Raw genomic sequence first — 12719 nt, forward strand, 5'->3', positions numbered from 1 at the left:
TATATGAACGATTCTGACTTGGTATGCCTCACAATTGCAGTGATTCTGGTGGTGACATGGATTTGTCACTAGGGCACGCTTGCGTCGCAATCCCGCTGCGGCGAAGCGCGGCGAATGCCGCGAACGTAGAAAATCATGAATGAAATCGTTGACCTCCTGAATGAGTACATGGCGATCCCTGATAGGGAGTCGCTGTACGCACGCGTGCTGATGTCCTTTATTGCCGAGCGTGAACCGTGCGTGCGGCATGACCTGGAGAGACAAATCGAAGCGACCACGAGCGATCAAGGGCACCGCGAACAGTTACAACATTTCGCGCGAACTGCTCCGCTCGAACGCCTCGCCGAGCTATATGAAGAGAATCGTGCTGGGCGCAATGAAACAGCGTGATGCTTGTAGGTGAGACCGTCCTGTGCCACTCATAACCCTCAGGCGGCGTGCCGCCGGAGCGGTGATGACGCTTGAGTTCAACGAGATAGCGCTGAATCGAATCGAGTCGGCGTGGCGCTAGTTGTTGAGTTCGTCTCGACGTGTGACCGATACGCCGACTGTTTAGACATCAGCGACTAGTGAGAGTGACAAATGACTAAGATCGATCCTGTCGAAATCGCATCCGGGGTACTGGCAGCGAGGAGATTCATACAGATGATTGAGTGCATTGTGAAATCCGGTCGAGACAACGAGCGCGGCGACTTCGACATTACCGCCATAGCGAAGCTACTTGAAAGCGATGAGTTCACGTCGGACCTTCGACATCGTCGTGGCTTCGCTCTGGCTTTGGCAGACGCTCTCAGCTCCGCTATCGAAGTGGGTAATATCGATTCCACGATGTTGAATCCGATGGAGCGGTTGGAAGCTTTCGATCGGGCCTCAGGGTTGGGGGGCTACCCTCGCATCTGCTCGCCGAGCGTTGATATCCGCAGCTAGATCGACCATATGCCGGGGCATTGGCAGGTGTGACGCCGTGCTTCCGGTCTTTGATGAAATTGTCAACGTTCGGTAGCTGCATGCTTTCCCCGAAAGCGTCGTGCGATTCTCCCGCCGAAACTGATCGTCCATCGCCGTGGACGGCAGTCGCACTCGTTGACGAACCAGAGCGTGTGCCGGCCTGACCACCCCGCTTCCTGAGCGACAGTATCTCCGGTGTTTCGCGAACCTCCACACGAGTAGTTCCCGACGTCATCCATACCGCCTGGTATAGAAGAGGTCCACGAAAAAGAACCTGCCGCCCATGGGAGCGGCAGGCTAAAAGATCGAGGGGCGGGGTTGCCTCAGAGAGGCCCCCTCGAAAGACCGAAGGGGAGCTTATTTGATCGGAACATGTGGCAGACGCAAGCGGCGGATTTGGTCAACATGTTGACTGAACAGCACATGAAAGCGGGTTCGTTCTGACGAGAGGTAACCAAATGCTCCCTCATCAGAGTGCCTTGCTAAAACGGTAGGCGCCGATTTTCCGATTGACCGGCAACGATTCGACCCACGCAGCGCTATACCGGGCTGGTTTCAATCGTGGCTTTCCAGCGAATGACACTGTAATGCCACTCAGGGCCGCAGAACCCTTGCAGGACGGGCAAAAAGACCGGGCTTCAAACCCGGTTGAGGGCGTCAGCCGCTCTCAGGTCGGTTCGACTCCGGCTGCCTTCCGCCCGTGTCCAGCAAGGCTTTCAAGCATGAGCGATTTTACTCATGCCCCTCTGGATCGCAGGAATGAGGCTGGAATGACACTCAAATGCCACGCCTTGCGAAAACATGGTGATGGTTCGGGACCCACACCGCGATCTGCTTCCGGCATCCACCGACCATAGACGCGCTAGATGATCGTTTGATCGGCATGTCCTATCTGCTTCAATACCCACATCGGATGCTCTCCAGCGGAGAGCATCATCGACGCGAACGTGCGTTTGGTAAGGGTTCCGGTAAGGGACCTTCGCCTTCTTGATGAGGGATTGCGACCGAACCCACACCTTGGTGTGGCCGGCCCATCGCTGATTGGTATGGAGGGTGGTCGATCAGCCTTATCTGCTCTGGAGACCGGTCGATCATCACGGCACCGGACTACGACGGGCCGCCCGCGTCCGCCTTGACCCTGCGGGATGTGTTGCGCTCCAGTTTCATGTACAGGTTCGCCGCCACGATACCGAAGACGATGTGAACGAACAGGCTGGCCAAGTTGCGCGCTTCTGCGAACCACGGAAAAAACCGTGTCATGCCGTAGAAATTAATCAGGTAAACGGCTGCAGCGAAAGCGCCACCCGCCAGTGAAGCCATCCCCATGCTCGAGTCAAGGTTGAATGACGTCATGATCAGACCGAGGATAAGCGCCAATACGATGGCAAGGGCAAAATGCACCACAAAGGCCGCGAGCACGATGCCAATTGAGAATGCTTGCGGCGATTGCAATGCGCCTCGTCCCAGCATGATCGCGGCGACCATGCGTGGGGGCTCCAGCAGACTTCCGCCCGTCGTCAGCGCCATCAGGATAACCCCTAACGCCAGGAACACAGCGCCCGCGATGACGCCTGCCAGCACGGCTGCCCGCCAGTCGGGCTGGCCGTGTGTGAAATGATGGGAATCCATGTGAAGTTGCACAATTTCTCTCCCAATTAATTCGGATAATTCATTCTAGTCCTCCAGCTCGCGAGACTGATAGCGCCGCATGGCTATCGCCAACCCGACGGATGATCCTCGTTCTGGCGACGACGTGCCGTGATGAACTGTACGTGCAAGAGACCCTTGCTTCAGCAAGCCAACGCGTCAAGGCTCTAAACATTAAACCCGCTGTTGCGCTTCACCCTTGAAACCGTCCATTTGAAATGCCTGCGTGCCGCTGGATCCATCGCGCGGTTCCCTCCACGGGGCATAGACCGCGGCAGCGGCGAACCCGATTCATGCAGTGAACTGCACGCATGGGCATCGATCTGGCTTATCGAATGCGCCGAAGCCGGGGCTTTGTCCATCCGCCATATGGAGCCAACGGTGAACTGATTGAGCGAGCGCCGGGCCTGTATAACGTGGGGCTAAACCCGGCTGAGGCGGTATACGGTTTATACGGCGTGCCGCACTGATCTCCGGTCGATGCCGTCGCTCCAGGTCGGCCCCCGCGGAACACATCCGGGCGGCCTCGGGTTAAACACGCAGGTCGCTCAATTGTCGTCTGATCTGCTCGGTTGATGCTCGTGCGGGACCGGTTCAGCTTCCGCGGCATCAGGAACATCACCCGGAGTGCCCGGCGTGGCTTTCGGCGCCGGCGACTTGGTGCTTGGCGTAACGCCGTGGACGGGGTGGTCCGGAAGCCCGGGCCGGTGAATCGGTCGTGTGGTCGGGTCTGAGGGCATGATTTCCTCCTATGCTGACTTGACCGGCAACCACCATCTTACTTCTATCGGAGACGCAGGACGTACCGTTTCAAGCCCAGTATCTGGCTGCCTTCAGCGAAACCGCAGACTGCTGACGTGGCCCGCCGAGCGCGACCGAACAGACGTACCTCCCGCAGGTGGGAGATTCGCCTCCGGCAACACGCCGGGCACAGCGCAAAATGTATCGAGCCGATTGCGATCGCGCCAGCTACGCCCCCACAGCAGATCGGTACGCCGGTGGAATTGCCAATGCATCGGCGCGTCGCTTTCCGCGCGCTTCTGTGTGTGGGCATATTTTTTGCGGACCAAGTAGGGAGACGAAGGAAACATGCGGTGTCAGGCGCCCGCTCCCGGCGCCCATTCCGCGCTGGAATCCGCCTTAATGGCTGCTTTCGACAACGGCCGCAATCGTATCCGTTCGGTTTGCGCGGAAGCGATAGACCAGAACGGCGGCAAAGGCGTAGTGTTACATAGCGGACTGTTCAGAGTGGACGGCATGGAACCCGATCGCGGCACCACGGCATAGTCCCGGCGCGTGCCACCGCATGCACCTGTGCCTGGGCGCGGGTGAGGTGGGGCGGCATAGTCTGCAACCGCTAGTCAACGATGGAAGGAGGCCACATGTCACTCATCGTCGCAGCACGCTTTACGACATTCACCGCCGCTGAAGACGCGGCGCAACGGCTCTTCAATGCCGGTTTCGTCGAGGAGGACGTCACCCTGTTTTTCGTCAATCCGCCCGGCCAGCACGCCCGTTTTCGGCCCGGCGGCGATACCAGCGCCGACACAAACGCGAGGGGGGCGCCGAAGGGTGCCGAGATAGGCATCACGATTGGCGCAGCGGTTGGCGCCGTGGTCGGCGTCGGGATCTTCGCGGCGTTTTCGGCGCCGCTTATCGTGTCGCTGATCGCGGCCGGGGTGAGTGCGTATGTCGGTTCATTGGTCGGCGCGATGGTGCGCACGCTTGAAACCAGCAACGAAGAAATCCGTGATTCCGGCGTGCTGGTGGCCGTACACGTGTCGTCGGACAGCCAGTTGGACGCTGCACGGGTGCTGCGCGATGCGGGAGGCGCGGCGATCGAACGCGCGACCGGCCGCTGGCAACAAGGGCGGTGGGCCGACTTCGATCCGCTCAAGCAGCCTGTGCCGCTCAACGAATTCAGTGAGAAGCACGCCTGATTTGAAGGTGTTTTTCGCTGAGATTTTCAGCGAGCCAGGAAACAAAAACGGCCCGGCATTTGTCGGGTCGTTTTGTGTTGTGCGCCCAGCATGGGCGCACTCCTGTGGGTGCAAGGGTGCGGCAACCGTCGACGAAGACGGAGGCAGGCGTGGCAAACTCCACTAGGCTCGAGCTGTTTTGTCGGTTATTCCTTGGTCTCTTTGTGGGGTTTTTTTGCATAACAACCGCCCTTTTCGTGCGTTACATGTCGGCGAACCAACTGCCGCAAATAACCGTCGTGCAGTTGAAAAGCGCATCACAAGCCTTGTCGGGAAGCGCCCCGCCAGTCCCATTCTCATCCGCTTCCCAATACCAACCGACAACGCCTTCGCTAGATTCCGAGGAAAAGACACTCATTGTGTCGTCGGCCTCCACTATCGTCACGTTCATTGTGGCTGCGGTGACTAACTTCCTAAGCTGGCGGAAGGACAAGGCGACGGCGACCAAAGAAAAACGGGACGCGTCCCGCTAGTCCCTTGAACTGGAGAGGTTGCGACTCGATCCGCGCGCCGTCAGCCGTGAGACCTGGTACGCATGCCGCCCACGCCGACCTTGCCACGCCCGACACGGCCGCTTTTGCTATGCACCGAACTGCCAGGGCGCAGCTTCTTCCTGGAGACGGCCGTGAACGTCATCTGATCTGCAGGGAAGTAAGTCGCCCTGTGCACCGCTGCGTGATAGGCGGGATGGACCGGGTTGAGGGCGAGCTTGACGGATTTCACGCCGTAAAATTTTCCACTGCCCTTGATTACGTCCCCCAGCGGAACCGACAGCGATTTGCCACACGGCGCAGGGGCGTTCCCGACGACGGCTCCGCCCGCAATTGCGAGCTCCGCGGGAGGAAACACCGGTGCCGCGAGGCCGAGAAGCGCACCGGTCGAACCGCCGAGCGCCACGCCGCGTTCGAGCGAGTGCACGACGTCGCTGCTTTGCAGCAAGGATGCCTCGGGTAACTGTTCGAGTGCGACACTGTGATTCGCGAGGACATGGATAGGTCGCCATGCGATCCGCGCCCGCAGCAAGTCGTCTACGATCGCCTTCGCCGTCGTCGTGTCAGGTACGAGGAAATGAAGACGTCTCATGTCGGCTCTCCATCAATCAAGCATTCCCCAACGGGTCGATGCTGTTTATCGTACGCCTGCCGCAGGCAATCAGGGGTGTAGGTGACCTGCCCTGGAATTTTTGGACCAGCGTAAATCCGACACCAGACGGCCGCCTCGGCAACCAATACTGGAGGCGGCCGTTTTGCATTGCACCGCAGCAAGTGACTCCTCCATTCGCGCGATACGTATATGGCACGCTTCCCCCTTGCGCTGCCTTGCACGATGCAGAGGAGAGGACTACCTTTCTCTATAGACGTGCCGGCGCAGACAATACCGAAGTGCGGCATGGCCGCACAACGACGCCAGGAGCGTTTTGTTAGCGGCTCCAGCGAGTGACACGCAGCGAGGTGGCCTATGCCGCTTGCGATTGCCCTGATCCTGATCATCGTATTGGCGGTGGGGTTTCACTTTGCCAGTCCCTGGTGGATCACGCCGATCGCCTCGAACTGGGTGCGCATGGACGACATGCTGACGATCACGATCGTCATTACCGGCGCGTTTTTCATCGCGATCAACCTGTTCATCGTGATCGCACTGGTGCGCTACCGCCACCGCAGGGGTCATCGCGCTGCTCACGAGCCGCACAACAAGCGGCTGGAATGGTGGCTGATCGGCCTGACCTCTGTCGGCGTGGCAGCGTTGCTAGCACCGGGGCTCTTCGTCTACGCGGACTACATACGGCCGCCGCCCAACGTGCTGCGGATGGAAGTGCTCGCCCAGCAATGGCAATGGCGCTTCCGCTTTGCCGGCCCCGGTGGCAAGCTGGGCACGACGGACGTGCGCTACATCAGCAACGACAACCCCTTCGGCCTGAACCCCGGCGACCCCAACGGCCGTGACAACTACCTGATCGAGACGCCCGAGGTGCACCTGCCGCTCAACCGGCCGATCCAGGTCCTGACACGGTCGCGCGACGTGCTGCACGACTTCTACGTGCCGCCGTTCCGTGCGCGCATGAACATAGTGCCTGGCATGGTGACCACCTTCTGGTTCACGCCGACCAAGGCAGGGCGTTACGACATCCTGTGCGCGCAGCTTTGCGGTATCGGGCACTCCAACATGCGCGGCGTGGTGGTGGTGGAAGACGAAGCATCGTTCTCGCGCTGGCTGGCGCAGCAGAGCACGTTCGCGCAGCGGCAGCAGGCCAAGGTGCAGGCCGCACCCGCCGCTGCAGGCGGCAGCGCCCAGGCGCTCGCTGACCAGGGCAAGGCGCTCGCAGAGGCCAAGGGCTGCGTCGCCTGCCATACCGTGGACGGCAGTCCGCGCGTGGGCCCCACCTGGAAGGGCCTGTACGGCAAGACCGAAACGATGGCCGACGGCAGCACCGCGAAGGTGGACGAAGCCTATCTGCGCGCCTTCATCCGCAACCCGAAGGCCCGCGTCGTGAAAGGCTTCGCACCCATCATGCCGAACTTCGACCTGAGCGAGCAGGAGCTGACCGCGCTGGTGACCTACATCGAATCGCAAGGCGGCCCGGCCGCCAGCAGCGCAGCCCAACCCTAGCGGAGCAGACGCAATGTCCTACGCGCACACCGACCACGTCCCGCAAAGCTTCTGGACCCGCTATGTCTGGAGCCAGGACCACAAGGTCATCGCCGTGCAGTATTCGCTGACGGCCATCGCCGTCGGCCTGGTCGGCCTTGTGTTGTCGGACCTGATGCGGTTGCAGCTCGGCTTTCCGGGCAAGTTCAGTTTCATCGACGCCAACCACTACTACCAGTTCGTCACCATGCACGGGATGATCATGGTGATCTACCTGCTGACGGCGCTGTTTCTGGGCGGCTTCGGCAACTACCTGATCCCGCTGATGCTGGGCGCCCGCGACATGGTGTTCCCGTTTCTCAACATGCTGAGCTACTGGGTCTACCTGCTGGCCGTGCTGGTGCTGATGGCGAGCTTCTTCGTGCCAGGCGGGCCGACCGGCGCGGGCTGGACGCTGTATCCACCCCAGGCCATCCTGCCGGGCACACCGGGCGTGGAATGGGGCATCGTGTTGATGCTGGTGTCGCTGGCGATCTTCATCGTCGCGACAACGATGGGCGGCTTGAATTACGTCACCACCACGCTGCAGGCGCGCACGCGCGGCATGACGCTCATGCGCATGCCGCTCACGGTGTGGGGCATCTTCGTGGCGACCATCATGGCGCTGCTGGCATTTCCGGCGCTGTTCGTGTCGGCGGTGATGATGCTGCTCGACAAGACACTCGGCACCAGCTTCTTCATACCGGCCGTGGTGTCGATGGGGCAGACGCTCAAGCATGCCGGCGGCAGCCCGCTGCTGTTCCAGCACCTGTTCTGGTTCTTCGGGCATCCGGAGGTCTACATCGTCGCGCTGCCGGCCTTTGGCATCGTGTCGGACCTCATCAGCACGCACGCGCGCAAGAGCATCTTCGGCTACAAGATGATGGTGTGGGCCATCGTCATCATCGGTGCGTTGAGCTTCGTGGTCTGGGCGCACCACATGTTCATCGCCGGCATGAATCCGTACTTCGGCTTCTTCTTTGCCACCACCACGCTCATCATCGCCGTCCCGACCGCCCTCAAGGTCTACAACTGGGTGCTGACGCTGTGGCGCGGCGATATCCACCTGAGCGTGCCGATGCTGTTTGCCATCGGCTTCATCAGCACCTTCGTCCTGGGTGGGCTGACCGGGCTCTACCTCGGCAACGTGAGCGTGGACATTCCGCTGTCGAACACGTACTTCGTGGTGGCGCACTTCCATATGGTGATGGCCGTGTCGCCGATCCTTGTGGTGTTTGGCGGCATCTACCACTGGTATCCGAAGGTGACGGGCCGCATGCTCAACGACACGCTCGGGCACGTGCACTTCTGGGTTACCTTCCTCGGCACCTATGCGATCTACTTCCCGATGCACTATCTCGGCATCCTGGGCATGCCGCGGCGGTATTACGCGTATGACGGCTACAGCTTCATTCCATCTTCGGCGCAGACACTCAACACGTTCATCACCGTCATTGCGCTGATCGTTGCAGTGGCGCAGTTGCTGTTCCTGTACAACCTGGCGTGGAGCCTGGCGCGCGGCAAGCGTGCCGGCAGCAACCCTTGGCGGGCCACCACGCTGGAATGGCAGACGCCGCAAACGCCGCCAGTGCATGGCAACTGGGGCGCCGCGCCGCCCGTCGTATACCGCTGGGCGTACGAATACAGCCCGCCGGGGCAGGAGGAAGACTTCGTCCCGCAAAACCAGCCGCCTGCGACGGCGCCTGAACCGGCCGCCCACCCGACGCTTCAACCCGGAGAGGCACGCGAATGACCACACTGCCCCGCTCCTTCGTTCCTGGCGCGCCACCTGTTTCGCCGAATGCGAGCCGCATCGGCCTGACCGTCTTCATGGCGGTGGCAACGACATTGTTTTCACTGCTGCTGTTCGCCTATGCAATGCGTATGCGCGAGCCCGACTGGCAGCCGATCCCGCATCCGTCGCTGCTGTGGTGGAACACCGGCGCGCTGGTGCTGGCAAGCATTGCCATGCAGCGTGCCCGGCAGATAACCTTGCACCGGGCGGCGTGGCTTGTGTCCAGCGGTGTGCTGGCGGCCGTGTTCGTGATCGGACAACTGACCGTCTGGCGCATGCTGTCGGCGGCCGGGCAGACCGTCACCGTCAATCCTTCCAATAGCTTCCTCTACCTGCTCACTGGCCTGCACGGGTTGCATGTGCTGGGCGGGCTGGTGGCCTGGGCGGTGACGATCGCGCGTCTCCAGCGCGGGGACCCCTTCCGAGCCCAGCGCGCCATCGCGCTGTGCGCCATCTACTGGCATTTCCTGCTGGCTGTCTGGCTCGTGCTGCTGGCGGCGATGTGGTGGATCACCCCTGGGTTCGTCGCCGCCATCTGCGGGCCGCTGTATGGAGCCGCGCCATGACCACGCCCACGCTCCCGACCGAATCCGCTGCCACCACCACGCCCACCGACGCCGGGCCTGACGGCTGGCGCGGCATCGTCACGGACTGGTCGGCCGACCGCCAAGCCTTCAAGGTGCCGTGGGGCAAGGCGATGATGTGGATCTTCCTGCTGTCGGACACCTTCATCTTCAGCAGCTTCCTGATCGGCTACATGACGGTGCGCATGTCGACCACGGTGCCGTGGCCTGACCCTTCCAAGGTGTTCGCGCTCACTGTGGGCGGCGTGGATGTGCCCTTGCTGCTGATCGCCATCATGACGTTCATCCTGATCAGCAGCAGCGGCACCATGGCGATGGCTGTCAACTTTGGCTACCGGCGCAACGCAAAGCGCGCCGCTGCACTGTTGCTGGCGACTGCGCTCCTAGGCGCGACCTTCGTGTCGATGCAGGCCTTCGAATGGACCAAACTGATCGCCCATGAAGGTATCCGCCCCTGGGGCAACCCGATGGGCGCGGCGCAGTTTGGCGCGTGCTTCTTCATGATCACCGGGTTCCACGGCTTTCACGTGAGCTGCGGTGTGATCTACCTGCTGCTGATCGCACGCAAGATCCTGCAGCCGGGGTTCACCGAACACGGCAACTTCCAGATCGTGGAGATTGCCGGCTTGTACTGGCACTTCGTCGACCTGGTGTGGGTGTTCATCTTTGCGCTGTTCTATTTGTGGTGAGGCAGACCATGGACCACACCGATTCCGCCCATCGACCCGACGCCGCGCACGGCCAGCAGCATCCGATCGGCATCTACCTGAAGATCTGGGGCCTGCTGTTCGTACTGAGCACGATGTCGTACATGGTGGATTACTTCCACGTGCAGGGCCTGCTGCGCTGGGCGCTGATCGTCGTGCTCATGATCGCCAAGGCCGGGCTGATCGTGTCGATTTTCATGCACATGATGTGGGAGCGGCTGGCGCTGGTGTACGCCATCCTGATACCGCCCCTGTGCCTGCTGGTGCTGCTGGTGCTGATGGCTGCCGAAGCGCATCACACCTTCGGCATGCGGGAACTCTTCTTCCACTGACAGTTATCAATGTTTTGCGTGCAATCGGATATTCAGCGGTATCCGTCGCCAGCCCCCCTGGCGCTTGCGTCGCGCGAGACGTCCAGCCTGAACATTGAAACGGCTGTTCTCAGATCGTTCGCCTGCGACTCGAGCGCACCGGCGGCGGCCGCCGCCTGTTCGACCAGGGCCGCGTTCTGCTGCGTGACTTCGTCCATCTGCGTGACGGCCTGGTTGACCTGGCCAATGCCCTTGCTTTGTTCCTGCGAGGCGGCGGTGATCTCACCCATGATGTCTGTCACGCGCCTGATCTCGCGGGTGATCTCGTGCATCTTCGTTCCGGCTTCCTGTACATGGCTGGCGCCTGTCCGGACCCGCTCCACGGAATCGTGGATCAGCTCCTTGATTTCCTTGGCCGCCGCTGACGAACGCTGCGCCAGCGAACGCACCTCCGAGGCCACCACTGCAAAACCCCGTCCCTGCTCTCCCGCACGGGCCGCTTCGACAGCTGCATTCAGCGCGAGGATATTGGTCTGGAAGGCGATACCCTCGATGATGCCGACAATATTGGCAATCTTGTCCGAGCTGGCGTTGATGCCCTCCATGGTTTCGACCACGCGCGAAACCACAGTGCCGCCCTGTTCTGCCACCTGGGCGGCCTGTGCCGCAAGCTGGTTGGCCTGACTGGCATTGTCGGCGTTCTGGGTGACGGTCGAGGTCAGCTGTTCCATGCTGGACGCCGTTTCCTCGAGCGAGGCGGCCTGCTCTTCGGTGCGCTGCGACAGATCCTGGTTGCCCGCCGCAATCTGGTGCGTGGCGGTGGCAATCGATTCGGCCGAAGTCTTGATCGTGCCGATCGTCTGCGTGAGTTGTTCCTGCATGCGCTTCATTGAAAAGAGCAGGCTCGAGCGGTCATCCGGTGCCGTCTTCACCACGGCAGTCAGATCGTTATTGGCAATCTGGTTGGCGATTTCGGCGGCATAGGACGGCTCGCCGCCCAGTGAGCGGAGGATGCCGCGGTTGAGCAGCACCACAACAGCCGACAGGGCCCCGGCCAGTACCACCAGAATCCCCAGGCTCTGGTATAGCGTCGAGCGGAAGGCCGCGTCGATATCGTCGACATAGAGCCCCGTCGAGAGAATCCAGTCCCACGGCTGGTAGGTCACGTTGTAGGCGATTTTCGGAGAGGCTCCGGTGGCTCCCGGCTTAGAAGCGCCATATGCGGTAAAGCCCTTGCCGTCGCGCTTGATGAGCGCAACGATATCCCTGAAGACGTAAACGCCGTTCGGATCCTTGTAGTCGCCGACGTCCTTGCCATTCATCTCCGCTCGCGTCGGATGCATCAGGACCCTCGGCTGGGAATTGAGAATCTGGAAATAGCCGTCCTCGCCGTACCGCATGTTCCGAATGCGGGCCATAGCCCGCTTCTGGGCTTCCGCCAAAGGCATGGCGCCGGCGGCCGCATCGTCGCCAGAGGTCTTGACGACACTCAGGGCGATCTCCGATGCGTGTATCAGGTCGGCCTTCCGCTCTGCCAGTCGCATTTCCCTCGTCTGGTAAGCGTTGTAGATCGATATTCCAGCGAGACACAGCAGGCTCAGGATCAGCGGCAGCCAGAGCTTCTGGACAAAAGACAGCTTCATTTCTATGGATCCCTTGCATTGAACATGTCACGAGCAGGCAATTGCCGCCCGTATAGAGCTTGGACGCTGCTGCGGCAAGCAGCCAGTACTAGCCATTTATTCTTTCGACGTGAAGCTGAAATCTTGTGCCGCCAAGGCGGCTATGCATGCGAGGCAAACTTCATACATACATCGGCTCAGGATGGCCGGCATTGAGCCGAAAACGAATTTATTAACAAGTGCATGTTTATCGGTTAAAACCGAGCGGACTTTATTCGAAAAAGCGCAATCAAGGATTGACAAAAAAAGGGCGCTGGCGAGCGTGTACCCGTGATACGAAGATTCGCGGAAGGGATCGGCCACGACTACGATGCTGACACCAGGAGGAAGGGTGGGCCAGTTTTACATCGGTGTTATCAAAACTGTAATCGCACGGTTCGCTTTGCGTCAGCTTGTCGGAGGTAAGTTAGTGAAGTGAGCCCCCATCTTATGCATAGTCGC

The 12719-nt window shown here is 60.8% G+C and carries 11 protein-coding genes, 1 tRNA gene and 2 pseudogenes; 10 read left to right on the plus strand and 4 right to left on the minus strand.

Annotated features, from left to right (window positions below; all coding sequences use genetic code 11):
- Nucleotides 1-135: 135 nt before the first annotated feature.
- From SB772_RS12105 to SB772_RS12115, 3 genes are all read left to right on the plus strand, one after another.
- Nucleotides 136-390 carry a hypothetical protein gene (locus SB772_RS12105; RefSeq protein WP_410833491.1) on the plus strand — a complete coding sequence of 85 codons (255 nt, stop codon included), beginning with the start codon at nucleotides 136-138 and terminating at the stop codon, nucleotides 388-390.
- A 192-nt stretch (nucleotides 391-582) separates the two neighbouring features.
- Nucleotides 583-927 (plus strand): hypothetical protein, encoded by a 345-nt coding sequence (locus SB772_RS12110; RefSeq protein WP_410833492.1) that lies wholly within the window; start codon nucleotides 583-585, stop codon nucleotides 925-927.
- A 637-nt stretch (nucleotides 928-1564) separates the two neighbouring features.
- Nucleotides 1565-1645 (plus strand) — tRNA-OTHER (locus SB772_RS12115).
- A gap of 410 nt (nucleotides 1646-2055) precedes the next feature.
- Here the strand turns inward: SB772_RS12115 and SB772_RS12120 are convergent.
- A complete protein-coding gene (locus SB772_RS12120) occupies nucleotides 2056-2577 on the minus strand; it encodes a hypothetical protein (protein ID WP_410833493.1) in 522 nt (173 codons plus the stop codon).
- Between the two features lie 1131 nt (nucleotides 2578-3708).
- Between SB772_RS12120 and SB772_RS12125 the strand changes: the two are divergent.
- A pseudogene (locus SB772_RS12125) lies at nucleotides 3709-3882 on the plus strand (DUF1488 domain-containing protein); the annotation flags it as partial.
- Between the two features lie 95 nt (nucleotides 3883-3977).
- A complete protein-coding gene (locus SB772_RS12130; protein WP_410833494.1) occupies nucleotides 3978-4535 on the plus strand; it encodes a hypothetical protein in 558 nt (185 codons plus the stop codon).
- Nucleotides 4536-4776: 241 nt separating this feature from the next.
- Here the strand turns inward: SB772_RS12130 and SB772_RS12135 are convergent, their stop codons facing one another.
- On the minus strand, nucleotides 4777-4965 hold the full coding sequence (locus tag SB772_RS12135; protein WP_410833495.1) for a hypothetical protein: 189 nt from the start codon (nucleotides 4963-4965) through the stop codon (nucleotides 4777-4779).
- A gap of 389 nt (nucleotides 4966-5354) precedes the next feature.
- A pseudogene (locus SB772_RS12140) lies at nucleotides 5355-5657 on the minus strand (DUF1269 domain-containing protein); the annotation flags it as partial.
- Nucleotides 5658-6032: 375 nt separating this feature from the next.
- Between SB772_RS12140 and SB772_RS12145 the strand changes: the two are divergent.
- Genes SB772_RS12145 through SB772_RS12165 form a run of 5 tightly spaced genes read left to right on the plus strand, consistent with a single transcriptional unit; the run spans nucleotide 6033 to nucleotide 10617 of the window.
- Nucleotides 6033-7181 (plus strand): c-type cytochrome, encoded by a 1149-nt coding sequence (locus tag SB772_RS12145; protein WP_410833496.1) that lies wholly within the window; start codon nucleotides 6033-6035, stop codon nucleotides 7179-7181.
- A gap of 13 nt (nucleotides 7182-7194) precedes the next feature.
- On the plus strand, nucleotides 7195-8952 hold the full coding sequence (gene ctaD, locus SB772_RS12150; RefSeq protein WP_410833497.1) for a cytochrome c oxidase subunit I: 1758 nt from the start codon (nucleotides 7195-7197) through the stop codon (nucleotides 8950-8952).
- A complete protein-coding gene (locus SB772_RS12155; RefSeq protein WP_410833498.1) occupies nucleotides 8949-9560 on the plus strand; it encodes a cytochrome c oxidase subunit 3 in 612 nt (203 codons plus the stop codon). The genes ctaD and SB772_RS12155 overlap by 4 nt, the downstream gene beginning before the upstream one ends.
- Entirely contained in the window at nucleotides 9557-10267 is a 711-nt protein-coding gene (locus SB772_RS12160; RefSeq protein ID WP_410833499.1) for a heme-copper oxidase subunit III family protein, read from the plus strand. Before SB772_RS12155 ends, SB772_RS12160 begins: the two co-directional genes overlap by 4 nt.
- 8 nt (nucleotides 10268-10275) lie before the next feature.
- Nucleotides 10276-10617: a cytochrome C oxidase subunit IV family protein gene (locus tag SB772_RS12165; RefSeq protein WP_410833500.1), complete on the plus strand. Its 342-nt coding sequence runs from the start codon at nucleotides 10276-10278 to the stop codon at nucleotides 10615-10617.
- A 32-nt stretch (nucleotides 10618-10649) separates the two neighbouring features.
- Here SB772_RS12165 and SB772_RS12170 read toward each other — a convergent pair whose 3' ends face one another.
- Nucleotides 10650-12239: a methyl-accepting chemotaxis protein gene (locus tag SB772_RS12170; RefSeq protein WP_410833501.1), complete on the minus strand. Its 1590-nt coding sequence runs from the start codon at nucleotides 12237-12239 to the stop codon at nucleotides 10650-10652.
- Nucleotides 12240-12719: the final 480 nt, after the last annotated feature.

Origin of the sequence: Paraburkholderia sp. SIMBA_030 (assembly GCF_046535245.1) — a bacterium.
In the GTDB taxonomy this organism is placed as follows: domain Bacteria; phylum Pseudomonadota; class Gammaproteobacteria; order Burkholderiales; family Burkholderiaceae; genus Paraburkholderia.